The 24723-nt window shown below is 69.6% G+C and carries 24 protein-coding genes; 12 read left to right on the top strand and 12 right to left on the bottom strand.

Going from position 1 to position 24723, the window contains the following annotated elements; all coding sequences use genetic code 11:
* Positions 1–35: 35 nt before the first annotated feature.
* A complete protein-coding gene (locus tag ACT54R_RS14820) occupies positions 36–365 on the top strand; it encodes a DMT family transporter (protein ID WP_476327494.1) in 330 nt (109 codons plus the stop codon).
* Between the two features lie 6 nt (positions 366–371).
* On the opposite strand, the gene ACT54R_RS14815 is transcribed toward ACT54R_RS14820, so the two are convergent.
* The 4 genes from ACT54R_RS14815 to fabD all read right to left on the bottom strand — a co-directional run bounded on the left by ACT54R_RS14815 (position 372) and on the right by fabD (position 5655).
* Positions 372–791, bottom strand: coding sequence for a hypothetical protein (locus ACT54R_RS14815; RefSeq protein WP_476327492.1), 420 nt, complete (start codon positions 789–791; stop codon positions 372–374).
* A 362-nt stretch (positions 792–1153) separates the two neighbouring features.
* Entirely contained in the window at positions 1154–3655 is a 2502-nt protein-coding gene (locus tag ACT54R_RS14810; protein ID WP_476327490.1) for a hypothetical protein, read from the bottom strand.
* A gap of 130 nt (positions 3656–3785) precedes the next feature.
* Positions 3786–4529 (bottom strand): 3-oxoacyl-[acyl-carrier-protein] reductase, encoded by a 744-nt coding sequence (gene fabG / locus ACT54R_RS14805; protein WP_209488715.1) that lies wholly within the window; start codon positions 4527–4529, stop codon positions 3786–3788.
* A 139-nt stretch (positions 4530–4668) separates the two neighbouring features.
* A complete protein-coding gene (gene fabD / locus ACT54R_RS14800; protein WP_476327487.1) occupies positions 4669–5655 on the bottom strand; it encodes an ACP S-malonyltransferase in 987 nt (328 codons plus the stop codon).
* 217 nt (positions 5656–5872) lie between these two features.
* On the opposite strand from fabD, the gene ACT54R_RS14795 reads away from it, so the two are divergent.
* The 6 genes from ACT54R_RS14795 to ACT54R_RS14770 all read left to right on the top strand — a co-directional run bounded on the left by ACT54R_RS14795 (position 5873) and on the right by ACT54R_RS14770 (position 11494).
* A complete protein-coding gene (locus ACT54R_RS14795; protein WP_476327485.1) occupies positions 5873–6943 on the top strand; it encodes a polysaccharide deacetylase family protein in 1071 nt (356 codons plus the stop codon).
* A gap of 498 nt (positions 6944–7441) precedes the next feature.
* Entirely contained in the window at positions 7442–7894 is a 453-nt protein-coding gene (rpsF, locus tag ACT54R_RS14790) for a 30S ribosomal protein S6 (protein ID WP_476327483.1), read from the top strand.
* Positions 7894–8154, top strand: coding sequence for a 30S ribosomal protein S18 (rpsR, locus tag ACT54R_RS14785; RefSeq protein WP_168456403.1), 261 nt, complete (start codon positions 7894–7896; stop codon positions 8152–8154). Before rpsF ends, rpsR begins: the two co-directional genes overlap by 1 nt.
* A gap of 143 nt (positions 8155–8297) precedes the next feature.
* Positions 8298–9251, top strand: a complete 954-nt coding sequence (locus tag ACT54R_RS14780) for a YybS family protein (protein WP_476327481.1) — start codon at positions 8298–8300, stop codon at positions 9249–9251.
* 40 nt (positions 9252–9291) lie between these two features.
* Positions 9292–9873, top strand: coding sequence for a 50S ribosomal protein L9 (gene rplI, locus ACT54R_RS14775; protein WP_168456405.1), 582 nt, complete (start codon positions 9292–9294; stop codon positions 9871–9873).
* A gap of 346 nt (positions 9874–10219) precedes the next feature.
* Complete coding sequence (locus ACT54R_RS14770; protein WP_476327479.1) at positions 10220–11494, top strand: class I SAM-dependent methyltransferase; 1275 nt, start codon at positions 10220–10222, stop codon at positions 11492–11494.
* A 260-nt stretch (positions 11495–11754) separates the two neighbouring features.
* Here the strand turns inward: ACT54R_RS14770 and ACT54R_RS14765 are convergent, their stop codons facing one another.
* From ACT54R_RS14765 to ACT54R_RS14755, 3 genes are all read right to left on the bottom strand, one after another.
* The gene (locus ACT54R_RS14765; RefSeq protein ID WP_210254246.1) at positions 11755–13188 is read right to left on the bottom strand and encodes a sodium:proton antiporter; all 1434 of its coding nucleotides are present in this window, start codon (positions 13186–13188) and stop codon (positions 11755–11757) included.
* Positions 13189–13404: 216 nt separating this feature from the next.
* Positions 13405–13854 carry a phage holin family protein gene (locus ACT54R_RS14760; RefSeq protein WP_168456408.1) on the bottom strand — a complete coding sequence of 150 codons (450 nt, stop codon included), beginning with the start codon at positions 13852–13854 and terminating at the stop codon, positions 13405–13407.
* Positions 13851–14102, bottom strand: a complete 252-nt coding sequence (locus tag ACT54R_RS14755; RefSeq protein ID WP_168456409.1) for a hypothetical protein — start codon at positions 14100–14102, stop codon at positions 13851–13853. Before ACT54R_RS14755 ends, ACT54R_RS14760 begins: the two co-directional genes overlap by 4 nt.
* A gap of 190 nt (positions 14103–14292) precedes the next feature.
* Here ACT54R_RS14755 and ACT54R_RS14750 point away from each other — a divergent pair, with 190 nt between their 5' ends.
* Positions 14293–14934, top strand: a complete 642-nt coding sequence (locus ACT54R_RS14750; protein ID WP_476327476.1) for a DsbA family protein — start codon at positions 14293–14295, stop codon at positions 14932–14934.
* Between the two features lie 99 nt (positions 14935–15033).
* Positions 15034–15516 carry a hypothetical protein gene (locus tag ACT54R_RS14745; protein ID WP_476327474.1) on the top strand — a complete coding sequence of 161 codons (483 nt, stop codon included), beginning with the start codon at positions 15034–15036 and terminating at the stop codon, positions 15514–15516.
* A gap of 260 nt (positions 15517–15776) precedes the next feature.
* On the opposite strand, the gene ACT54R_RS14740 is transcribed toward ACT54R_RS14745, so the two are convergent.
* On the bottom strand, positions 15777–16733 hold the full coding sequence (locus tag ACT54R_RS14740) for an alpha/beta hydrolase (protein ID WP_476327472.1): 957 nt from the start codon (positions 16731–16733) through the stop codon (positions 15777–15779).
* Positions 16734–16833: 100 nt separating this feature from the next.
* Here ACT54R_RS14740 and ACT54R_RS14735 point away from each other — a divergent pair, with 100 nt between their 5' ends.
* The 3 genes from ACT54R_RS14735 (at position 16834) to ACT54R_RS14725 (ending at position 19585) form a co-directional block, all read left to right on the top strand.
* Positions 16834–17313 (top strand): secondary thiamine-phosphate synthase enzyme YjbQ, encoded by a 480-nt coding sequence (locus tag ACT54R_RS14735; protein ID WP_476327470.1) that lies wholly within the window; start codon positions 16834–16836, stop codon positions 17311–17313.
* A 105-nt stretch (positions 17314–17418) separates the two neighbouring features.
* The gene (locus ACT54R_RS14730; protein ID WP_168456414.1) at positions 17419–18093 is read left to right on the top strand and encodes a response regulator transcription factor; all 675 of its coding nucleotides are present in this window, start codon (positions 17419–17421) and stop codon (positions 18091–18093) included.
* A 133-nt stretch (positions 18094–18226) separates the two neighbouring features.
* On the top strand, positions 18227–19585 hold the full coding sequence (locus tag ACT54R_RS14725) for an AmpG family muropeptide MFS transporter (protein ID WP_168456415.1): 1359 nt from the start codon (positions 18227–18229) through the stop codon (positions 19583–19585).
* Between the two features lie 6 nt (positions 19586–19591).
* Here the strand turns inward: ACT54R_RS14725 and ACT54R_RS14720 are convergent, their stop codons facing one another.
* The 4 genes from ACT54R_RS14720 to leuS form a co-directional block, all read right to left on the bottom strand.
* Positions 19592–20044: a hypothetical protein gene (locus ACT54R_RS14720; protein WP_476327467.1), complete on the bottom strand. Its 453-nt coding sequence runs from the start codon at positions 20042–20044 to the stop codon at positions 19592–19594.
* A 348-nt stretch (positions 20045–20392) separates the two neighbouring features.
* A complete protein-coding gene (holA, locus tag ACT54R_RS14715) occupies positions 20393–21418 on the bottom strand; it encodes a DNA polymerase III subunit delta (protein WP_476327465.1) in 1026 nt (341 codons plus the stop codon).
* 4 nt (positions 21419–21422) lie between these two features.
* On the bottom strand, positions 21423–22007 hold the full coding sequence (lptE, locus tag ACT54R_RS14710) for an LPS assembly lipoprotein LptE (RefSeq protein WP_168456418.1): 585 nt from the start codon (positions 22005–22007) through the stop codon (positions 21423–21425).
* Positions 21994–24669: a leucine--tRNA ligase gene (gene leuS / locus ACT54R_RS14705; RefSeq protein ID WP_476327463.1), complete on the bottom strand. Its 2676-nt coding sequence runs from the start codon at positions 24667–24669 to the stop codon at positions 21994–21996. Before leuS ends, lptE begins: the two co-directional genes overlap by 14 nt.
* Between the last annotated feature and the right edge of the window lie 54 nt (positions 24670–24723).

The raw sequence follows: 24723 nt of genomic DNA, 5'->3' as shown, positions 1-24723 counted from the left end.
CCGCGGCTTTGGCGCAGGTCAGCGGGGCCGGTCACATGAGCTACATCTATCTTCTCATCGCCATCGTCGCCGAGGTCATCGCCACCTCAGCGCTGAAGCAGGCGGAGGGCTTCACCAAGCTTGGTCCGTCCGCCATCGTGGTGGTGGGCTATTGCGTCGCCTTCTTCTGCCTGTCGCTCACACTGCGCACCCTGCCGGTGGGCATCGCCTATGCCATCTGGTCCGGGGTCGGCATCGTGCTCGTCACCGGATTCGCCTGGGTCTATTACGGCCAGAAGCTCGACCTGCCGGCGCTGATCGGCCTGGGGCTCATCATCGCCGGCGTCATCGTCATCAATCTCCTGTCGAAGAGCGTCGCGCACTAGGCGCGCTCAAAGTTCCTCGGCGCCCTCCCGGGCGCGGGCGAGGAGCTTCTTCGATTCGATGAGCGCATCTTTCTCCGGGTCGTGGACCACGGCACCGAAAGAGCCGGCGAGGGCGGCGAGCACCGCCATGGCGCTCACCTCCTCGCGGATGTCGCCGGTCCACTTGATGTCGGCGGCCACGTCCCGCCCACCCAGGGCCGGGGCGAGGGCCGGGTACTTTCCACCGTCCTCCGCCACGTCGCGAAACCTGAGGGTGAAGCCGGCATCCTCGCCCTGGAGGGTGCAGGGCAGATAGCCGGAGGTTTCCAGCGGCAGATAGCCGTCGTCCAGCACCAGCTTGAGCTTGAAGGCGTCCAGCGCCGCCTGCAGGGCGGCGCGGTCGGGCACATCGGCCCGGTTGAGATAGGCGGTACGGGCGCGCGCCATGGCGGGCTGCCTCCAAGTCTTGAAATATCAATGCCGGTCTGGCCGGCGGCGAATGAAACGGGAGCAGTTTACGGGATTTCGCGCCGGCGCGGCATCCCCATGGGCGCTGCCGCCGTGCCCTGGGCCAAGCGCCGGACGCATTCCGCTGACAGCGCATGCGTCCGGGGCGCGGGGGCCGTCAAAGTCGCTTGTCATTGCCCGGCTTGTCCGGGCGATCCACGGTTGGGCCGTGTCGGCTTCCCGGACATCGCGCAGGCGGTTCGGTGGATCGCCCGGACAAGCCGGGCGATGACGGACGATCTCGGCGGCCTCGTTCCCCCGACCAGTAGTGACGGCGCGGGCCGGCACGTCGCGCCCACCCCTCAAGGCGTGGGGCCGGTGCAGGCTTCCGAGCGGGTGGCGAGGGCGGTCCAGACCTGTTCCACCGCCGTGCGGTTGTTGCAGCGGTCGGGGGTGGGTTCCAATTGCTCGTGCAGGTTCATCTGCACGGGCTTGGAGAGCCACCAGCTCATTGAGACCTGCCGGATCTTCTCCGGCGTCGCGGTGCCCACCGGGCAGTGGCCGGCGCTGTCCTCGGGCCAGACCTTGATCTGCACGAGGCTGACCGGGCAGCGGCCGCCGAAGCGCGTATCGAGCCAGGCGGCGGCATGGGCGACGGCGAGCCGGCCGCGGCCGCTGCGCACCGCGCCGATGGCGCCGAGCGGGCCGGCGACCTCGGGCAGGAGGCTGTGGTCGGCCGCATCCGGCACCACCACGCCGCGGGCGGTGCGCTCCTCGGTGAGCACGCTCTGGGGATCGTTGGAGACGACGAGGATGAAGGGCGCCAGCGCCGGCTCCACGTCCACGATGGCCTGCGCCAGCTCGAGCGCGCTCTCGGCGCCGAAATTCTCGAAGTAGCCGCCGTCCACGATGCGGTCCACCACGTCCGTGTCCACCTGGTAGATGGAGCCCGGCGGCGAGATCACCGGGAAGCGGGCGGAGTTGGTGGCCGCCGTGGAGAGCCGCACGTCGAGGTCCGAGCGCACGAGGCTGTGGAAGTCGATGGCGTGGGTGAAGATGGGGCATTCGGCATTGGGGCCGCCGCTCGGGCAGCGGCTCGCCGCAGCGTAGGTCGGCAGGAGGTCGGTGGTGATGATGCGCTGGCCGGTCTCCACCGACGTGCCGTTGAGGACGAGATAGGGCACCCAGTGCTCGGGATCGCGCGGGGCGCTGAGGAACGGCTCGGAGAGGCGGCGGGCGGCGCCGGGGCCGGCATGGGCGCCGGCCGCGCCCACATGGCGGGCGAAGCTCGCCTCCCAGGCCTCCTCCAGCAGCGCGGCGCGATCGCGCAGGAACAACTGCACCTGATCGTGGAAGGCGAGGCCGAAGAAGGTGGCGGTGAGGAAATCGTCCGCCGTCATGCTCTCCAGGCAGTCGCGCCAGCCGTTGATGGCGCCGCCGAACCAGTGGGCCGGCGCCTCGTCCGGGCAGGGGGGCGCCTTGCCGGTGCGGGCCGACAGGGCGGCCGCCACCACCGCCGCCCCGTGGGAGCCGCCCGAGACGCCGGAGATGGCGAACAGGCGGGTGGCGATGTCCTTTCCGTCGAGCGCGCTCTGGATGGCGGGGGTGAAGCGCCCGTCGTCCCGCGCCGCGCGGCTCACCTTGGAGCCGTCCGCGCGGGTGAAGCTGAAGGCCTGCTTCTGCTGGTTGTAGTCGAGGAAATGGCCGATCACGCTGGCGATGAAGAAGCCCGCCCGGCTCGCTCCGCCGGCGGCGGTGACGATGATGGGGCGCGGACAGGACGAGGGCTGTTCGGCGCAGCCATTGGCCCGCATCCACAGGTGGACGGCCTGGACGAGGCTGGTGCGCCGATAGGCCGGCTCGTCGGCGGTCACGGTGCGCACCGCGTGGTTGTCGCCGAACACGTAGACGCCGATGGCGCCGGCGAGGAACAGGCCGGTCAGGATCGGCACATGGAAGCGCCGCCCCACGGAGGAGAGATAGGCGAGGATCGGCACCCACCCGCCGAAGATCAGCGGCACCGCATAGGCGAGCGGCAGCCGCGCCGCCAGCCAGTGCGGGCTCGCCACCAGCACCGCCACCACCAGCAAGGCGTAGAACAGGAGCACGAGGCGGCCGGTGGCGTGGAGCTGGCCGTCCGCGTCGTCCCGCCGGGGCGCGATGCCGAGCAGGCCGAACACCGGCTTCAGCCAGTGCCCCAGGGCGCGGTCGAAGGCCGCCAGCACACCGACCTGGGTCAGCCGCCCGCGCAGCACGCAATAGAGATAGAAGAGCGGCACCGCCGCCACCATCGCCCAGACAAGCACCACGAGCTGGTGGTGGGCAGCCTCGATGGCCGGGCGGTCGGCGAGCGTCGGCAGGTTGGAGATGGCCGCGTCCGCCCCGATGGCGAAGATCAGGAAGGGCATGACGCCGATGAGGCGCGGCAATTCCCGCACCATGGCCGCCGTCAGCCGGTCGCGCCCGGCGACACCGCGCCGGCCAGCCGCGGCATTGCGCCGGGCGACCAGCACCGCAAGGCCGTTGTCGGTCTCCACCAGCAGGCGCGCGGCATAGTGGACCGGCATGGCCCACAGCAGGAAGACGGCGAGGACAAGGGAAAGAATCGCCCGCGAGAGGCCGGCCGCGGCGCCGACGGGCGCGCCGGCCATGGCGACGTCGAGCATCACGTCCTGCGCCTGCGTCACCCCGGCCATCATGGCGAGGCCGAGGAGCACGCTGAGAAGCGGGACCCGCACCACCCACAGGACAAGCGTGAGATCGAGGATGCGGCTCCAGAAGCGCGATAGAATATTGCGCGGCTTCTGCCGCAGTGACAGACCCGGCGCAGGCTCGGAGCCAGCGCCCACACGCTCTATCCTCATGCGTGCCTCCCGTCCCCCGCACGCACACGCAGGATAGAATAGTTCCCGTCCCGCTTACAACGTCCGCCCGGTTGAAGGAGCCGAGCGGACGCCGAAAAGCGGTATCGGAAGGCGTCAGATCATCGCCGGATCAGATCATCGCCATGCCGCCGTTCACGTGCAGCGTCTGGCCGGTGACGTAGGCGGCCTCGTTGGATGCGAGGTAGACGCAGGCGGCGGCGATGTCCTCGGGGGTGCCGAGCTTGTTGGCCGGCACGGCCTTGAGGATGCCCTCGCGCTGCTTCTCGTTGAGCGCGTCGGTCATCGGCGTGGCGATGAAGCCGGGCGCGATGCAGTTCACCGTGACCCCGCGCGAGGCCACTTCCTGCGCCAGTGACTTGGACATGCCGATCATGCCGGCCTTGGCGGCGGCATAATTGCCCTGGCCCGCATTGCCGGTGACGCCGACGATGGAGGTGATGGAGATGATGCGGCCGGAGCGGCGGCGCATCATGGTGCGCACGGCGGCACGCGAGAGGCGGAAGGCGGCGGTGAGGTTCACCGCGATCACCTGGTCCCACGCCTCGTCCGACAGGCGCATGAAGATGTTGTCGCGGGTGATGCCGGCATTGTTGACGAGGATGTCCACATGCCCGCCCAGCGCCTCCTCGGCGGCGGGGATGAGCTTTTCCACCTCTTCGGTGTTGCCGAGGTTGCAGGGCAGCACGATGACGCGCTCGCCGCCCATCTCGGCGGCGATGGCATCGAGCGCCTCGCGGCGGGTGCCGGAGACGGCGACCGTGGCGCCCTGGGCGTGCAGCGCCTTGGCGATGGCGCCGCCGATGCCGCCGGTGGCGCCGGTCACGAGCGCGGTCTTGCCGGTCAAATCGAACATGTCAGCCCCCAGTTCAGTTTCTTTCGGGTGTCGCGGCTTTTGCGCCGCCGGTTGTATCGGCTTGGCCGGGTGGTGTCCCGACGCGCGGACGCCCTCGCCCGGATTTTTTCCGGGGAGGGCGCCCATAGGTGAGAAGAAGTCAGGCGGCGGAAGCGGCTGCGTTGCGGGCGGCGATGAAGGCCGCCACGTCCTCGGGCGTGCCCACCGCGCTCGCCGCGATCTGCTTGTCGATGCGCTTCACGAGGCCGCAGAGCACCTTGCCGGCGCCCACCTCGACCACGCGGGTGACGCCCGCGCCGGCCATGTAGATCACGCTTTCGCGCCAGCGCACGGTGCCCGTCACCTGCTCCACCAGAAGGCGGACGATCTCGGCGGGGTCGGTGACCGGAGAGGCGCGCACGTTGGCGACCAGCGGCACGCGCGGCGTCATCACGGTGGAGCCGGAGAGGGCCACTTCCATGGCCTCGGCGGCGGGGCCCATGAGGCGGCAGTGGAAGGGGGCGGACACCGGCAGCAGCACCGCCTTCAGCGCACCGCGCTCCTTGGCGATGAGGATGGCGCGCTCCACGGCGGCCTTGGTGCCGGAGACCACCACCTGCCCGGGGGCGTTGTCGTTGGCCGCCTCGCACACGTCGTCGCCGGCGGCTTCCGCCGCCACAGCGACGGCCTGGTCGTAGTCGAGGCCGAGCAGGGCGGCCATGGCGCCTTCGCCCACCGGCACCGCATCCTGCATGGCGCGGCCGCGGATGCGCAGGAGCCGCGCCGCCTCGGTGACGGTGAGGGCGCCGGCAGCGGCGAGGGCCGAATATTCGCCCAGCGAATGGCCGGCAACGAAGGCCGCCTCGCGGGCGAGATCAAGGCCCGCTTCCGATTCGAGAACCCGGAGCGCGGCAATGGATACCGCCATCAGCGCCGGCTGGGCGTTGGCGGTCAGGGTCAGCGCGTCGGAGGGACCTTCCCACATCACCTTGGTCAGGCTGTCTCCGAGGGCGGCGTCCACCTCCTCGAACACGGCCTTTGCGGCGGGGAAATTGTCGGCCAGGGCCTTGCCCATGCCCACGGCCTGGCTGCCCTGACCGGGGAAAATGAAGGCGGTCTGGGGTGTTGTGCGCGACCCTTCGGTCATTGGGCGGCCCTCCGGCTGGAAATTGGGGAGCGGAGAGACACCGGGATTGTGGGCGAGTCAAGGCAAGGCCAGCAGCGAGGGCACGGCGGCGCGATTGTCAACCCGGCCTTACGATAAGGAAACTGGGGGTTGGCCATGCCCGCTTCACAATTTATCCATAACGAGCGATGGACATTGGGCGCCGATAGGTACGTCCGCATCAGAAAGTGGTTCCGCCGTGAAGCCTGAAGTGAAGGCCATCCGGGGATTTCCGGCGCTTCTTGCCGCCGCTCTCCTCACCGCCACCGTCATCGTCCCTGCCTGCGCGCAGACGCTGACGCCGTCCGGCACCGCGCCTTCCGCGCCGCCCACCGCCACCTTCACCCCGCCGAAGCCGGCACTGATGACCGGGCCGGTGCCCTCTTCCATGATGGAGTCGGCCCCGGCCGGCCTGCCGTCGAGCACCGGCATGGCCGTCCCCGCGGCCGAGGCCAACGGCACGAACCCGCACAATCTTGTCGCCTATTCCTCGGCGACGGTGGATGGCCCCTACATCGCCATCACCTTCGACGACGGCCCCAATCCCGAGACCACGCCGCGTCTTCTGAAGATGCTGGAGCAGCGGGGCATCAAGGCGACCTTCTTCGTGCTCGGCAGCCGCGCCGTGGCCTCGCCCAACATCATCAAGCAGATGATCGCCCAGGGGCACGAGGTGGCGAACCATTCCTGGGACCACCCCCAGCTGCCCAAGATTCCCGTGGCCGCCGCCGACAAGCAGATCGGCGACACCAACGCCGCCATCGAGCAGATCACCGGCCTCAAGGTCCACAATGTGCGCCCGCCCTACGGCGCGATGACCCCGGCGCTGCGCGCGCACCTGCGCGAGAAGTTCGGCTCCACCTTCATCTACTGGTCCGTGGACCCGCTGGACTGGAAGGACCGCAACCCGACGGTCATCCACGACCGCATCCTGAAGAACGTGCATTCCGGCGCGATCATCCTCGCCCACGACATCCACCCCACCACGGTGGACGCCATGCCGAAGACGCTCGATGACCTTCTGGCCAAGGGCTACAAGTTCGTCACCGTCTCCCAGCTCATCGCCATGAACAAGGCGATGCCCGAGCCCAAGGTCGCTTCGCTCAACCCGGCGCCGAAGAAGAAGCCGAAGCCCCAGGGCGCGGCCGCCGCCGCCAACACCACCGGCTCCACCGGCACGAAGCCGGCGGCCACCGCGACGGCCAAGCCCGTGAGCGCCAAGCCCGCCTCCACCGCGCCCCGCCCGCCGGCCAGCGTCGGGCTGTATTGAGGGGCTGGGGCGGGATAATCAGCCTCCCACCCCCTTCGTCCTCCGGCACCCCCTTCGTGCTCCGCCACCATCGTCGTCCTCCGGCTTGACCGGAGGACCCATGGTGGCGTTTGTCCCAGCCATCGGAAGCGTACTCGGGTGGGCAGGTGGACCCTCCGGTCAAGCCGGAGGGCGACGTGGAGAGCGGTTTACGCTGCACCCCGGCTCGGCGCTCCGGCTGCGCCGTCGCTGGTCCTGCGAACCTCGACGGCTTCCCCTCGCCACCTTGCCTTTCCCTCGAAACCTGCTATACGCCCCGCTTCCGTCGCACCCGGCCGGGGGCTGAACGGACGGTCTTCTTTTGTCGCGGCCCATCCCACGGGGTTGGCCAAGGTCGAGGAGGGCAGGGCGAGAGCCCGTCGTCCCGTGTCCCCGCCTTCCGAGCTTCGCGCCTTTCCGAAAGGCAAGAAGGGCTTGGCGCCGGTGGGCGGAAGAGTGAAACCGAAAGGCAGTGAACACATGCCGCTCTACGAGCACGTGTTCCTCGCGCGCCAGGACGTTACGGCGCAGCAGGTCGAGGAACTCACCACCCGTTTCAAGGGTGTCATCGAGGCGAATGGCGGCTCGGTCGGCAAGACCGAGTACTGGGGCGTGAAGTCCCTCACCTATCGCATCAACAAGAACCGCAAGGCCCACTTCACCCTGCTCAACATCGACGCCCCCGCGGCGGCGGTGCAGGAGCTGGAGCGTCAGCAGCGCATCGACGAGGACGTCCTGCGCGTCCTCACCCTGCGCGTCGAGGAGCACGAGGAGGGTCCCTCCGCCATGCTCCAGAAGCGTGACCGGGACGATCGTGGCGAGCGCGGAGAGCGTGGCGACCGCGGTGATCGTGGTGACCGCTTCGGCGGCCGCGAGGATCGCCCGCGCCGTCCGCGTCCGACTGAAGAAGTGCAGGCCGAGGAGGAGAACTGATGGCTTTCGCATCGTCCGGTGGCGCCGGCGGCGGTCAGCGCCGTCCCTTCTTCCGCCGTCGCAAGACCTGCCCCTTCTCCGGCCCGAACGCGCCGAAGATCGACTACAAGGATGTGCGTCTCCTGCAGCGCTACATCTCCGAGCGCGGCAAGATCGTGCCCTCGCGCATCACGGCGGTCTCCGCCAAGAAGCAGCGCGAGCTGTCCGCCGCCATCAAGCGCGCGCGGTTCCTGGGCCTGCTGCCCTTCGTGATCCGCTGATCGCGTGATCCTTTGATCCGGTTCGCCCTCCTCCGGGAGGGCGAACCTGTTTCTAGAAGACGCGCTTCGGGGAATGACCCCCGGAACGTCTGCTGGGGCGGGATGACCCGCCTCTAACCGCACCCGCGGGACAGCTTGTCGAGATGGTGTACCTTCTTCTCACAGGCGTGGCTGCCGGCCTCGCATCCGCCGTTCTTGCCGCCGGAGCCGCGGCGGGATCGGCGCTGGCCGTGCCCCTGTTCTATCTCTCGCCGCTTCCGGTGATGATCGCTGGCATCGCCTTCTCGCCGCTCTCGGCGCTGGTGGCGGTTCTCGTGGGCGGGGCGGGGATCGGCCTCGCCTTCGGCGGCAGCCTCGTCCTCACCTACGCGGTCAGCATCGGCGGACCGGCCTTCGCCTTGTCCTATGCGGCCATGCTCGCACGGCCCGATCCGGCCGGCCGCGACGGGCTGGTGTGGTTCCCGGTGGGCGGGCTGGTGCTGCTCTCCGCCGGGCTTTCGACGATCGCGGTCATCATCGCTTTGTTCGCCGTGGCGGGGGATTACGAGACCTACCGCCGCGCGGTGATCGCCGCGTTCGAGGCGCTGCTCTCGGGCCAGGTGCTGCCGGGCGCGCAGCCGACCGATCCGGCCGCCGTGGGCGCCCTCGTGGCGCGCCTGCTGCCGGGCATGGCGGCGGTGATGTCCATGGTCTCGCAGCTCGTCTGCCTCTATCTCGCGGCCCGCGCCGCGCTGATCTCCGGCCGCCTCAGGCGTCCGTGGCCGACCCTGTCGGCCTTCCGCCTGCCGCCCGTCACCTCGCTGGTGCTGGCGGTGGCGATCGCCTTGTCCATGGCCGGGGCGATGCTGGGGCTGTCCGCCTCCGCCGCGGCCGCGACACTGGTGTGCGCCTACGCGCTGGCGGGCTTCGCCGTGGTCCATGCGGTGACCATCGGCCATTCGGCCCGCTTCCTCATCCTCGCCGGGCTGTGGCTCACCGCCGCCGCGCTCAGCTGGCCGATCCTCGCCATGGCGCTGCTCGGCTTCGCCGACGCCATGTTCGACTTCCGCTCGCGGATGGGCTCGGGGCAAAGCCCGCCCGCCGCGAACGACCGCTGAAATTCAACGAAATCCAACGATCAGAGACAGGAGAAACAAAATGGACGTCATTCTTCTCGAGCGCGTCGCCAAGCTCGGCCAGATGGGCGAAGTGGTGAAGGTCAAGGACGGCTTCGCCCGCAACTTCCTGCTGCCCAACGGCAAGGCCCTGCGCGCCACCAAGGCGAACAAGGACCGCTTCGAGACCATGAAGATCGAGCTCGAGGCCCGCAACCTGGAGCGTCGCAAGGACGCCGAGGCGGTGGCCGAGAAGCTCGCCGGCCAGGCCGTCATCATGATCCGTCAGGCGGGCGAGAGCGGCCAGCTCTACGGCTCGGTGTCCACGCGCGACATCGCCGAGGGCTTCACCGCCGCCGGCTTCAGCCTGGACCGCGGCCAGATCGTGCTGAACCACCCCATCAAGACCCTGGGCCTGCACACCGTGCCGGTGAGCCTGCACCCCGAGGTCGAGGTGACCGTGCAGGTCAACGTCGCCCGCAACGCGGAAGAGGCCGAGCGCCAGGCCCGCGGCGAGGACGTGCGCACCGCCCGTGACGAGGACGCCGAGATCGAGGCCGAGCTCGCCATCGAGCGCGCCGCCGTGGCCGCCGAAGTCGCCGCCGAGGAAGGCGAGGAAGCCTGATTTCGGCCTGAGGCCAGCGGCACCGGCGCCCCGGCGCCGGCCGTCAGCGTTCCCTACGGCGTCCCGGCCTTACCCGCCGGGGCGCCGTTTTCGTTTGGGGCAGGGCGGGAGAGGGGCGGGACCGCCCCCGCCGGTCAAATCGCCGCGTGCCGTATTGCGGTGCCGCACGCTTGGTGGTTTCATTTCTCCGTTGCGGCGCTTCAGGCAGGGAACTTCGGGTCGCAGGGGGTGGCCCGAACTTATCCTTGCGCCGCGCGTTGGTGCTCTGTCCCCTTGTATCCAAGCACCAGCGCAGGCGTTGCCGGGAAGCGGGAAAGGATCGAGCGGGCGAGCGTGGAGGCGGCCGATGGACCGGTTGCTGGAAACACTGCTGCGACGCGTCATCGTTGATGGCGCGCTGAAGGTCACGACGGCCTCGGGCCAGAGCTTCACGGTCAACAGCACGACCCGCGCCGGCCCGCCCCGAACGCCGCTTGCCGTCCGCTTCACCTGCGCGGAAGCCGAGCGCGGCATCGTCCTCGATCCCGAGCTGAGGCTCGGCGAGGCCTATATGGACGGCACGCTGGTGATGGAGGAGGGCAGCATCGCCGATCTCCTCGCCTTGCTCATGTCCCAGCCCGCCGCCTTCAATCCGAGCGTGCCGGCCAAGGCGTTCCATGTGCTGCGGCGGCTCGGGCGGCGCATTGCCCAGTTCAACCCGCGCGAGACGGCACGCCGCAACGTGGCGCACCATTACGACATCGACGGCCGGCTCTATTCCCTCTTCCTCGACCACGACCGGCAATACAGCTGCGCCTATTTCGAGCATGCGGGGCAGAGCCTCGACGATGCCCAGCTCGCCAAGAAGCGGCATGTGGCGGCCAAGCTCGTGCTGGACCGGCCGGGGCTCCGGGTGCTCGACATCGGCTCCGGCTGGGGTGGGCTCGCCCTCTATCTCGCCGAGATGGCGGGGGCGGAGGTCTCAGGCGTCACCCTCTCGCAGGAGCAGCTCACGCTCGCCACCGCCCGCGCGGACGAGCGGGGCATGGCGGGACAGGTGTCATTCGCCCTGCAGGACTATCGCGACGTGGAGAGGCCGTTCGATCGCATCGTCTCGGTGGGCATGTTCGAGCATGTGGGCGTGGACCACTACGGCGCCTTCTTCCGCAAGGCGCACAGCCTGCTGGAGGACGACGGGGTGATGCTGTTGCATGCCATCGGCCGCTCCGACCCGCCGGGCGTCACCAACCCGTTCATCGCCAAATACATCTTCCCGGGCGGCTACATCCCGGCCTTGTCGGAAGTCACGCCGCACATCGAGAAGAGCGGGCTGGTCGTCACCGACATCGAGCTGCTGCGCCTGCACTATGCCGAAACGCTGAAGGCCTGGCGCCAGCGCTTCCGCGCCCGCTGGGAGGAGGCGGCGCGGCTCACCGACGAGCGCTTCTGCCGCATGTGGGAATTCTATCTCGCCGCCAGCGAGATGGGCTTCCGCCACCAGGGCCTGAACGTGTTCCAGATCCAGCTTGCCCGCCGGCAGGATGCCGTGCCCCTCACGCGCGGCTACATCGCCGAGGCGGAAGCACGGCTCAGAAGGGCGGAAGCCGCCCACGGCATGCCCCTGCGGCTGGCGGGGGAATAGGGGGCGTTGCGGCGCCGCGCTGAGGTAGGGCCCAAGTGCGCGGCGCCCAAGTGCGCGGCGCCCAAGTGCGCAGCGCCCAAGTGCGCGGCGCCCAAGTGCGCGGCGCCCAAGTGCGCAGCGCCCAAGTGCGCGGCGCCCAGGTGTGTGGCCGTCGCCCTCCGGCTTGACCGGAGGGCCCATGGTGCCGCCGGCGCATCTGGCGGGATGGGTGCTCCGGTCAAGCCGGAGCACGACGGCGGTCTTGGCCCTTGGCCCGCCCCTCAGACGAAATACAGCCAGGTGATGAAGGCGAAGGGCGGCAGCAGGAAGGTGAAGGACCACGCCATGTAGCCGAAGAAGCTCGGCATCTTCACCCCGCGGTGGCGGGCGATGGAGAGCACCATGAAGTTCGGCGCGTTGCCGATATAGGTGAGCGCGCCCATGAACACCGCGCCGGCCGAGATGGCTTCCAGCGTCACCGCCAGCGGCCCCATCAGCTGGTGGGGATCGCCGCCGGCGAGGTTGAAGAACACGAGATAGGTCGGCGCGTTGTCGAGGAAGGCGGAGAGCGCGCCGGTCAGCCAGAAATACCAGACGTTCACCGGCTGCCCGTCCGATCCGGTGACGAGGTTGACCAGCGGGGCGAGCGCGCCGCTGGTGCCGGCCTTGAGGATGGCGATCACCGGGATGATGGTGAGGAAGATGGCGGCGAACAGCTTTGCCACTTCCAGGATGGGCTCCCAGTCGAAGCCGTTGCGCTCGCGCACCAGCGCCGGGGTGATGGCGAGCGAGATCAGCGCGAACACGATCAGCAGCACGTCCCGCACCACCCACTGCAGCTCCACATGGGTGCCGTAGACGTCGAAATTGATGCCGGGCTTCCACAGGGCCGAGATGAGGATGGCGCCGATGATGCCGCCCAGCAGCGGCACGTTCTGCGCGCCACGCAGGCCGAGGCCCTCGGTGGAGGGAGTCGGGTCCGGCGGATGGCGGATGATCTCGTCCTCGCGGGAATAGAAGAAGCGGTCGAGCAGGTAGAAGGCGACGAGCAGGATGGCCACGATCACCGCCGTGTCATGCAGCAGGTGGGTGGTGGTCCAGAAGAAGTTCACGCCCTTCAGGAAGCCCAGGAACAAGGGCGGGTCACCGAGCGGCGTCAGCGAGCCGCCGATGTTCGACACCAGGAAGATGAAGAACACCACCGTGTGCACATTGTGCCGCCGGTTGTCGTTGGCGCGCAGCAGCGGGCGGATCAGCACCATGGAGGCGCCGGTGGTGCCGATCAGGCTGGCGATGACCGTGCCGATGGCGAGGATCACCGTGTTGACCAGCGGCGTGCCCTTGAGATTGCCGGTGACGAGGATGCCGCCGGACACGGTGAACAGGGCGAACAGCAGGATGATGAAGGGGATGTATTCGAGCAGCGCGGTATGCACCACCTCGTGCGCCGTCGCGGACGGGCCGTAGGTGAGCGAGAAGGGCACCGCGAAGGCCAGCGCCCAGAACAGCGCGACCTTGCCGTAATGGTGGTGCCAGAAGTGGGACGCGAGCAGCGGGAAAAGGGCGATCGACAGCAGCATGCCGGCGAAGGGGATGCCCCAGAGCAGCGGCAGCGTGGCGCCGTTGAGGCTGGGCACGCCGTCCGCCGCAAGCGCCGGCGCGGCTGTGAGGGTGGTCAGGAGGAGTGTTGCGGCAACTCCCGAAGCGACCCTCATCCCGCGACCCCGCGCCATCATCGCCACCCTCCAGATTGCTGTGCCTGGAGTTTGATGGACGATGGGCTGCCACGTGGCAAGGCCAAACCGGCCAGCACGGTCCGCGTCCCACCCGCAGACCGTGGTCAGGGCCAGACGCGCGGGCATCCGCGCCGCCGCCGTTCCCTGCCGCAGCCCTCTGCGGCCCGAGGGGCCGGAATCAAGCCGCCTTGATGCCTACGCCCGCGGACGGCGGCGGAACAGCCGCGTCAGCAGGGTCAGCGCCGGCACCACCAGGCCCGGCACGGCGGCCAGCGAGGCATAGGACGCGACGTTGGCCTGGGTGGCGCGCAGGTCGGCGGCCACCGCGTCCATGGCGGACTGGCTCACCTGGTTGGCCAGCGCCAGCTCGCGCGAGGGCTTCAGCGAGGCGCCGATGATGGCCACGATGAGGGCGAGCACCAGCCCACCGCCGCCCACCGTCACGGCCGCCCAGATCGGCCCCATGGACTGCTCCAGCGCCAGGAACAGCGCCACGCCCAGCATCACCACGCCGAAGCTCGCCACCAAGGCGGCGAAGGCGAACAGGCCCGTGCGCGCCGCGATGTGGCGCAGGTGGATTTCGGCGATGATGGTGTTGGTGCGCAGCAGAATCTTCAGATTCCGCGAAAGCTGGTCGAAGTTCATCCCGCGTCCCTTCCTCTGCGCACCCACCGGACCGGCTGGAGCAGCGAGCCTGCCACCGTGCCGGCCAGAAACGATACCGCCATCCACATCAAGGGGTTCATCCGCACCGTCCGCCGGGCGGTCCTGCCGCCGGCGGCGGCCGCCGCCTCAGGTCCGCTCGGCGGGTCCTTCGCCATGGCCGCCTTCAGCGCCACCCCCGCCAGCTCGCTCTGGAGCCCGACCAGCTCGGATTCCCGTTCGTCGCCCATGCCGCCTCCCGGATCGTCTCCGGGCCGCCTGAGAGGGAAGCACCGTGCGCGTCCCTGTCAAGCCGCCCTGCGCAAGCAACAACTGCCGGATCGGTCGATTGATCCGCGTGCGCGGCTTCAAGGCGGTGGAAAGAGGCTTTAGCATCCGCCTCCCGCCCAAGGACGATCCCCCAAAGAAGGCCTGCCCCCAATGAGCCCGACCGCCGCGCCGCGCACCCTCGACTATTTCTTCTCCAGCGTGAGCCCCTGGACCTTCCTCGGCCATCGCCCGGTGATGGCGGTCGCCGCCCGCCACGGGGTGGAGGTGCGGTTCCACCCGGTGTCCCTCGGCCCGGTCTTCGCCGAGACCGGCGGGCTGCCGCTGTCGAAGCGCGCCCCGCCGCGCCAGCGCTACCGCATCCTTGAGCTTCAGCGCTGGCGCGAGAAGCGCGGCGTTGCGCTGAATGTCCATCCTGTCCACTGGCCGTTCGACGGCACGCTGGCCGATCACACCATCATCGCCGCCATCGAGGCCGGCCACGCCCCCGGCGACCTGATGGAGCGCATCTTCTCAGGCGTCTGGGTGCGGCAGGAAAATCTCGGCCTGCCCGAGGTCATCGCCGCCTGCGCCGACGCCGTGGGCCTGCCCGGTGCCGAATTGGTGGCCGCCGCGGGCGAGGAGAAGATCGCCGCGCTCTATCTGGAGAACCGCGCCAAGGCGCTTGCCGCCGACGTATTCGGCGCGCCGTCCTACCTGCTAGACGGGGAGGTGTTCTGGGGCCAGGACCGCATCGACCTGCTGGACGAGGCGCTCACCTCCGGGCGGGCGCCCTACCGTCCGGACGTGGTCTGAAGGCTCCCGCCCCCTTCCGGCCCCGATCGGCGTGCTTATCTAGCGGATGTGACGCCGCGGAATGGCCGCGGGACGCGGACGCTGGATTTGGAGGCGCGCATGGTCTTCCCGGCAGCCCCGGCGCATTCGGCCGGGCTTCCCCTCGCGGCGGCCCTCGCCGCGACTCTCCTGGCGGCGCCTGCCCTCGCGCAGGGGCCGCTACAGGTGCCGGTGCCGCCCGGCGACACCGTTGCGCCGCGCTTTTCCTTCGCCCCGGTGGAGGGCGGCGCGCTGAAGCTCGACCGGGAGACCGGCCGCGTCTCCTTGTGCGCCAAGCGGGGCACCGCCTTTACCTGCGAGGCGGTTCCGGATTCGCGCGATGCCTACGAGGCGGAGATCGCCCGGCTCCAGGCGGAAAACGAGAGCCTGCGCCGTTCGGCCCAGCTTCCGCCCATTCCCCCGCTTCCGCCGAGCACCGGCCCCAACGCCAGCCCCGACACGTCCGACATGGATCGCGCCTTCGCCTATGCAGAGCGCTTCTATCGCCGCCTCAGGGGAATGATCGACGAATTCCGCGCCCCCAACGGGCAGGAGAAGCTCTGAGGGGAGTGTGCCCCGGACAAGCGACGGCGGAGCCGGAGCGCTGATCCGGGGCCCAGGGGAGGGTCCCCGCGCAGCGGGGCAAAACCTGCGAGCGCTGACATATCCCAACCGCCGTCGTCCTCCGGCTTGACCGGAGGGACCCATGGCATCGTTGCCCCGGCCTCGGAAGCGTTCGCGGGTGAGCAGATGGGCCCTCCGGTCACGCCGGAGGGCGACGGTTGGAAGGAGCGGGAAGGTCGAAAACCGCTGGGATGCCCCCCTCAAAAATCCGTCAGATAGCCGTCGATGCGCTTCAGCGCCTGGTCGGAGATGGTGCCGGGGAAGGCGATGAAGACGTGGCAGCCGCCTGGGTAGACCTCCAGCTCGGCGTCGTTGCCCGCCGCGACCCACGCATTGGCCATGAACAGCGTATCGTCCACCAGCGCGTCGCGGCCGCCGACGATGAACAGCGCCTTGGGCAGGCCCTTGAGGGGGGCGAGGAGGGGCGAGACGTCCGCATCGTCCGCCTTGCCCTGAAGGCGCAGGTAGTTGTTGACGAAGAAGGTGATGTCCCGCGTGTTCAGCACCAGCGGCAGGTCGCCCCAGTTGCGGGCGGAGGGGGTCAGGCGCAGGTCGTAGCAGCCGGCGGTGAGCACGGCGGCGGAGAAGGGCGCGATGCCGTGGCGGTCGCGCAGGCGCAGGAGGGTGACGACGGCGAGGGTCGCGCCGCCCGATTCGCCGCCGATGGCGAAGCGCTCCGTGCCGAAGCGGGCCTTGCCCTCCTTCACCAGCCAGAGCGCCGCCGCCTCGCAATCGTCCGGGCCGGCGGGATAGGGTTCTTCCGGCGCCAGCGCATAGTCCACCGAGACCACCGCGAGGCCGCAATTGGCGGCGATGCGGTCGAGCAGCGCCTCGTTCTCGCGCGCCGAGCCCACCGTCCAGCCGCCGCCGTGGATGTGGAGATAGACGCCCTTCGGCGCGCCATCCGGCATGAAAATGCGAACCGGCACGGGGCCGCGCGGGCCGGGGATGGTCTCCAACGAGGCGCGCGGGCTTTCCGGCGCCAGCGGGAAAGTGCCCTTGCCGGCGAGGCGGGCGGCGCGGATCTCGGCCAGCGGCGGCGCCCAGCGGTCCGGGATCGCGGAGAGGGCTTTCACGATGGCATCGTTGACCATGCGCGTGTCGGGCGCGACGGCCGCAGCAGAGAACACGGCGGGATCGAGAACCAGCTTCGACATTGAACGACCCTGATGGTTCGGGAATAAACGCCCGGAATGCGCCGTGCGACAGGTTCCAACTCGTACGTGGCAGGCTTGAGCCGTGCAAGCAGGAGGAGAGATGACCATGGCGCGCACCAGCCGCACCCCGGCGCGCCTCGGAGGGGCCGTGCGCCACGCCGAGGCGACGCTTCAGGTGGAGACGCCCGGCGAGGGCTTCACCGACATCACCCGCGAGGCCACCGCCTTTCTCGGCGAGATCGCCGCCGGCGACGGGGTGCTTACCGTCTTCTGCCGGCACACCTCGGCCTCCCTCACCATCCAGGAGAATGCCGACCCGGACGTGCAGACCGACCTCCTCACCGCATTGCGCACCCTCGCGCCGCGCAATTTCCGATGGGTCCACGACACCGAGGGGCCGGACGACATGCCGGCCCATGTGCGCACCATGCTGAGCGACGCCAGCCTCTCCATTCCCGTGCGCGGCGGGCGGCCGGGGCTCGGCACTTGGCAGGGACTCTATCTCGTGGAGCATCGCGACCGGCCGCATCGGCGCGAGGTTGTTTTGACTTTCACCGGAACGCTTGGTCAATTTCCCTGATCGGCTTGTCACCGCTTCGCCACGGATTGATGATCGCAGGATCGATTCGCGCGCGCCTTGCGGCGGCCGCGCGACAAGAGGCACAAGCCTTGCGGGGGAGGAAGCATGGTGGAAGATGCCGGGAACGGACTGCGCCTCGTCATCGCCGACGACCATCCCCTGTTCCGCGGTGCCCTGCGCGAGGCGGTGCTCGGCCGCAGCGCCGATGCCAGGATCGAGGAGGTCGGCACCTTCGATGACCTGACCGCGCTGCTGGAGCGCGACCCCGAGTTCGACCTGATCCTGCTCGATCTCACCATGCCGGGCGCGCGGGGCTTTTCCGGCCTCATCTATCTGCGCGCCCAATACATGGCGATCCCGGTGGTGGTGGTCTCCGGCAACGAGGAGCCGGCGGTGATCCGCCGCTGCCTCGATCTCGGCGCCTCCGGCTTCATCCCCAAGAGCATGAGCGTCGGCAACATGCGCGATGCGGTGGCGCAGGTGCTGAAGGGCGAGACCTTCCTGCCGCCCGACACCAGCGTGACCACCAAGGCCGACGCCGAGACCGACGCCATCATCGCCCGCCTCTCCACCCTCACGCCCCAGCAGGTGCGGGTGCTGATGATGCTGGCCGAAGGCCGGCTCAACAAGCAGATCGCCTACGAGCTGTCGGTCTCAGAGGCCACGGTGAAGGCGCACGTGTCCGCCATCCTGCAGAAGCTGGGCGTGGAAAGCCGCACCCAGGCCGTGATCGCGGTGTCCAAGGTGGAACAGGGCCTGTGGAGCCACCCGCAGGCCTGAGCGCGCTGGCTCGTTCTGCCACGGTAGGGACCTCTTCACCGGTCACGCTCATAAGGAAGAGCGAGGACCGGGATGCCGCGCGCAGCATCCCGCAGCGGCACGCTCCCCGCGCGGGAGCGGCGGAAGGATCGAGATGACCGAGCAAAGCCTGAGCGCCAACGGCACCGAGGCCCCCCGCCGCCGCACCATCCGCGAGGCGGTCGCGCTCTATACCCAGCGCGACGTGCTGTCCGTCAGCCTGCTCGGCTTTTCCTCCGGCCTGCCGCTGGCGCTGGTGGGCGGCACGCTCTCGCTGTGGATGAAGGACGTGGGGGTGACGCTCACCGCCATCGGCCTGTTCAGCCTCGTGGGCCTGCCCTACACGCTGAAATTCCTCTGGGCGCCGGTGCTGGACGCGGTGGACGTGCCGCTCCTCTCCCGCCTGCTCGGCCGGCGGCGCGGCTGGCTGCTCACCTGCCAGATCGTGCTTATCGCCGCCATCGCCGCGCTGGCGCTTCAGGATCCCATTGCCGCGCCGTTCGGCGTCGCGGCCTGCGCACTCGCCGTCGCCATAGCCTCGGCGACGCAGGACATCGCGGTGGACGCCTTCCGCGTGGAGCGGCTGGAGAGCGCCAGCGAACAGGCGGCCGGCATGGCCGGCTATGTCACCGGCTATCGCATCGCCATGCTGGCCACCGGCGCCGGCGTCATCGCGCTGGTCGCCTATCTGGAAACGGCTCTGAACCTGCCGCGCGGCACCAGCTGGTTCTGGGGCTACATGATCGCTGCCGGCTGCGTGCTGATCGGCGTCGGCGCCACCCTTTTCGCGCGGGAGCCGACGGCGCCGGTGCGCGCGCCGGAGGAAGGCACCGGCCACCGGCTCGTCGCCACCACAATGGGCGCGTTCGGCGAGTTCCTCCGCCGCAACCAGGCGGTGATGATCCTGCTGTTCGTGATGCTGTTCAAATTCTGCGACGCCTTCGCCGGGGTGCTCACCGGGCCGTTCGTGCTCGATATCGGCTTCTCGAAGGCGACCTACGTGGAGATCGTGAAGGTGGTGGGCTTCGGCGGCACCATCGCCGGCAGCTTCGTGGGCGCGTGGATCGCCCGCGAGCGCCCGCTGGTGACCTGCCTGTGGATCTCCGGCGTGCTGCAGATCACCTCCAACCTCGGCTTCACGCTCCAGGCCTATGTGGGGCCGAACGAGGCGGTGCTGACGGGCGTCATCCTCATCGAGAACTTCACCAGCGCCATCGGCACGGTGATCTTCGTGGCCTACCTCTCCGCCCTGTGCGGCGCGCGGGAGCACACCGCGACCCAGTATGCGTTGCTCACGGCCCTGACGGCGGTGGGTCGCACCCTGCTCGGCTCCTCCAGCGGCGCCATCGCCGAGGCGTCGGGCTGGCCGCTGTTCTTCGTCCTCACCGCCGTCGCCGGCCTGCCGGGCCTCGCCGCCCTCGGCTGGCTGCAGATGAAGGGGCACTTCGCCGAACTGGCGCGGGACAGGGCCTGATGCGCCTCAGCGCCGGCCGAAGGCGGGCCGGCTGAAGACCAGCAGCACCAGCGCCAGTGGGATCATGATGTGGTCCAGGATCTTGCCCGGCGGCGCGTGGGTGACCTCCAGCGGCCGCATGTGGCCGAGCAGGTAGCGGCCCGCATATTCCACGACGATCAGCACCAGCAGCAGCGGGATGAGCGCGCGATAGCGCGCCAGGGCGATCACATAGAGCACCCCCATGATGAGCTGCGACAGGCCCCACAGCGCGAAGACGAAGATCACCGCCTGACCCGCCTGCACCGGCGAGAAGGTGTCGAGCGGAATGTGCGCCACCGACTGCGCCCCGCCATCCGGGGCGAGCATGTGGAACAGGCTGCGCCCGATGGTCATGGCGGTGATGACCGCGAACACCCCCACCACCGCGCGGTGTCCGGGGAAGTGATTGTCGATGCGGTCCGGCAGGATCCAGCTCATGCGGCGCTCCGGGCAGGCGAGGACGGGCGACGTGGACGGCGGCACGCGGGACAAAGCCGCCATCCTGATTTATGGCACCGCTCGCGTCCGGACCGGATGGCGGAAAATGGCCCGAAGGGCGGCCGCTCCCCGCACCGTCCCCAGTCGCCCGTGACCGAGCCCCTCGCCTCTCTCCGCTGTCATGCCCGGCCTTGTGCCGGGCATCCACGTCGGGCCGATGGTGCCAGCGCGCGCAGAGCTGTGCCCGGCCCAACCACGTGGATGGCCGGGACAAGCCCGGCCATGACGATTGTTTTGGGACGTGATGGCTGGGACAAGCCCCCAACGACCGCTGCAAAGAGCGGCCCTTTACCGCCGCCGCCCCGCCTGCTGGGCCACTTGCAGCACCACCCGCTCGCAGATGGCAGGGGCGAGCGTCGCGTTGCGGCGGGCGGCAAGCACCGCGTCGTCCACGGCGAGCAGCGCCTTCATGCAGCGGTCGGGGTCGAGGCCGCGCAGGGCCTTCTCCAGCTTGGGCTTGCGGGAGAAATGCACCGGCGGGCGGGCGGAGCCGACCACGCTCTCGGCGCTCGATCCGCCGGCCACCGCCAGCGTCATGGGATGCAGCGCCGTGAGCGCCCGCAGCAGCGCGCCGAGCACGGCATCCGGCCGCGTGGCCGCGCCGAAGGCCTTGGAGAGCGCGGCCAGCGCCTCCCGCGTCTCGCCCGCCAGAGCCGAATCCACCACGTCGTCCAGCGCGAGGGCCGAGGCATCGCCGACGATGAGGCGCACGTCGTCCAGCGTCACCCGCTCGGTGCCCATGGCGTAGAGGATGAGCTTGGCGATCTCCCCGCGCGAGGCCAGCCGGTCGCCGCCGATGAGGGAGACGAGCAGTTCGCGCGCATCGCGGTCGATGGCGAGGCCCGCCTCGGCCATCATCTGGTCCACGAGGCGGGCGAGGTCGCGCTCGCTGTCGGCATAGCAGGCGATGGCGAGGGCGTTCTGGGCGTTCTCGCACAGGGTGCGCAGCGGCGCGCCCTTCTTCAGGTCGCCGGCCTCCACCACCACCAAAGTGTCGGAACCGGTGGCCAGCACGGGCTGGAGCGCGGGCACGATGTTCTTGGAGCCGGCGCGCACCCACACCACCCGCTCGCCGCCGAACAGGCCGATGGTGGAGGTCTCGTCGATCAGCCGGCGGGGGTCGGAGGCGATCTCGTCGCCCTCCAGCCGCACGAGGGCGAAGGGATCATGGGCGTCGGGCACGGCGCGGCGCACCAGCCCCTCGGCGCGCTCGCGCACGAGGCCCATGTCGGGGCCGAAGATGAGGACGACGCTCTTGGACCGGTCGCGCCGGGCGAGCGCCGCGTCGGCGTCGCCGGGCCGGACCGCGACCATCCGCTTAGCTCGCCGAGCGGGCCGGCGGCGCGTTGCCGGTGCGGATGAACCAGGCGGCGAGCTGCGCCTTGATCTGGTCCGACACGGAGCGGGCAGCGCGCTTCTCGGCGTCGATCTGCGCGCTGTAATTGGCAAAGCGCTGGTCGCTGGTGTCGATGGTGGCGGAGCCGGTGGCCGCGCCTTCGGTCACCGTGGCCTTCTTCTTGTCGTCCGCCTTGATGATGCGCCAGTTGGCGGTGACGCGGACGATCTGGTTCTCGGGCAGGCCCGAGGCGGAATTGATGAGCGCCGTGGAGGTGGAGGAATCCACCGTGATGATCATCTGCAGCGGGGCGCCCTTGGGATTCCCCTCGCCGCCGGTGAGCGCGAAGATCAGGTCGTTGCGCAGGTCGTTCCCGAGCCGCCCCTGGATCTGGACGATCTCCACATCCCGCATCTTGTCCATCAGCGCCGGGCCGCCGGTGGTCGAATTCTCGGCATAGAGCGGCTGGAAGCAGCCCGCGAGCGCCCCCGAGAGGGCGCACACCAGCATCAGCCGAGCCAGAAGGCCGGCGGGGCGCATGGGAAGGGCAGGATCAGGCAACGACATTCACGATCCTCTGCGGCACCACGATGATACGCTTCGGCGCGCGTCCGTCGAGTGCCCGCTGGACGCTTTCCAGCGCGAGCACGGCGGCCTCGACCTCGGCGGGGGTCGCCGCGCGCGGGACGACGATATCGTCACGCTTCTTGCCATTGATCTGGATCGGAAGTGTGACCGTGTCACGGCGCAGCAACTCGGCCTCGGTGGCCGGCCAGCGGGCCTCCGCCACCAGCGTGCCCTCCGACCCGTGGCCGAGCGCGACCCAGCATTCCTCGGCCAGATGCGGCGTCATGGGCGCCACCACGCCGGTCAGCATCTCGGCGGCTTCGCGCAGCGCGAAGGCGAGGTCTGCCGGCACCTCCGGCGACGAGCGGGCGGCGGCGATGGCCGAGCCGAACACGTTGGCGAACTCGTGGACATGGGCCACGGCCACGTTGAAGCGCAGCCGCTCGATGTCCTCGGCTACCGTGGCGACGAGGCCGTGGGCGGCACGGCGCAGGCCGAGGGCCTGCTCGCTGAACGTCTCCGGGCGCGAAGCACCCGGCTTGGCGCCCAGCTCCACCGCCTCGTTCACCAGGCGCCACACGCGCTGCACGAAGCGCCAGGCGCCCTCGATGCCGCCCTGCGTCCACTCGCTGTCGCGCTCGGGCGGGGTGTCGGAGAGCATGAACCAGCGGGCGCAGTCCACGCCGTAGGTATCCGCCACCACCTCCGGCGCCACCACGTTGCGCTTGGACTTGGACATCTTCTCCGGCGGGGAGACCGTAACGGGCGAGCCGTCCGAGATCCTTACCGCCTTGCCGTTGCCGAGGAGCTTCACCTCCTCGGGGAAGAGCCACTTGCCCTCGGTATCCTTGTACGTCTCGTGGACGATCATGCCCTGGGTGAAGAGGCCGGCGAACGGCTCCTCCAGGTCCACCCGGCCGCAATGCTTCAGCGCGCGGGTGAAGAAGCGGGAATAGAGCAGGTGCAGGATCGCGTGCTCGATGCCGCCGATATACTGGTCCACCGGCAGCCAGTGGCTCACCGCCGCCTTGTCCAGCGGCTTCTCCACATTGTCCGAGGCGTAGCGCAGGAAGTACCAGGACGAATCCACGAAGGTGTCCATGGTGTCCGTCTCGCGCCGGGCCGGCTTGCCGCACTTGGGGCATGGCACGTCGCGCCACGCCTTGGCGCGGTCGAGCGGATTGCCGGGACGGTCGAAGGTGACGTCGTCGGGCAGCTCCACGGGCAGCTGGTCGCGGGGCACGCCCACCGGGCCGCAGTCATCGCAATGGATGACCGGGATGGGGCAGCCCCAATAGCGCTGGCGCGAGATGCCCCAGTCGCGCAGGCGGAAGTTCACCCGCCGCGTGCCCTGCGGCTCGCCCTCGACGCGGAAGCGCTCCAGCTGGCGGGCCACTGCCTCCTTCGCCTCGGGCACGCTCATGCCATCGAGGAAGGCGGAATTGAACAGGGTGCCGTCGCCGTCATAGGGCCCCTCGGCCACCGAGAAGGTGGCGGGGTCCGCGCCTTCGGGCAGCACCACGGGGGTGATGGGCAGGCCGTATTTGGTGGCGAAGTCGAAATCGCGCTGGTCGTGGGCCGGGCAGCCGAAGATGGCGCCGGTGCCGTAGTCCATCAGCACGAAATTGGCGACATAGACGGGTACGGTGCGGGTGGCGTCCAGCGGGTGGACGACACTGAGGCCGGTGGCGTAGCCCTTCTTCTCCTGCGTCTCGATCTCTTCCGCCGAGGTGCCGCCGCGCTTGCACTCGGCGATGAAGGCGGAGAGCTGCCCGTCCGTGCCGGCGAGGTGCTTGGCCAGCGGATGGTCGGGCGAGAGCGCGAGGAAGGAGGCGCCGAACAGGGTGTCCGGGCGGGTGGTGTAGACCTTCACCGCCTTGGTGCCGGCCGGCAGCTTCTGGGCGCCCGCCTTGGCAAACTCGAACAGCACTTCGAGCCCTTCCGAGCGGCCGATCCAGTTGCGCTGCATGAGGCGCACCTTGTCGGGCCAGCGGTCGAGCGTGTCGATGGCGTCGAGCAATTCCTGGGCGAACTGGGTGATGCGCAGGAACCACTGGGAGAGCTTGCGCCGCTCCACGATGGCGCCGGAGCGCCAGCCGCGGCCGTCGATGACCTGCTCGTTGGCGAGCACGGTGTTGTCCACCGGGTCCCAGTTGACCTCGCTTTCCTTGCGATAGGCGAGGCCATTGTCCAGGAAATCGAGGAAGATGCGCTGCTGCTCCACGTAATAGGACGGGTCGCAGGTGGCGATCTCGCGGTTCCAGTCGAGCGACAGGCCGAGCAGCTGGAGCTGCTCGCGCATGGAGGCGATGTTCTCGTAGGTCCAGGCCTTCGGGTGGATGCCGCGCTCGATGGCGGCATTCTCCGCCGGCAGGCCGAAGGCGTCCCAGCCCATGGGATGGAGCACGTTGAAGCCCTGCATGCGCTTGTAGCGCGCGAGCACGTCGCCCATCACATAGTTGCGGCCGTGGCCGATGTGGATGCGCCCCGACGGATAGGGGAACATCTCCATGACGAAGAATTTCGGACGCGGGTCGTCGTTGCGCGTGCGGAAGATGCCGCGCTCGGCCCAGGTCTTCTGCCACTTCGGCTCGGCTTCGCGGGCGTTGTAGCGATCTTGCGCGCGCTCGGCGGCACGCTCCGGCATACGATCTTCGGTCATGGATCCGTCAGGGGTCGAAACGGCCGGGACTAGGACAGAAACAGGCCCTGCGGT

It is taken from the genome of Xanthobacter sp. DMC47, from assembly GCF_056313845.1.
Note: the sequence above shows the minus strand (reverse complement) of the source record. Positions and strands in the feature narration are given on the sequence as shown.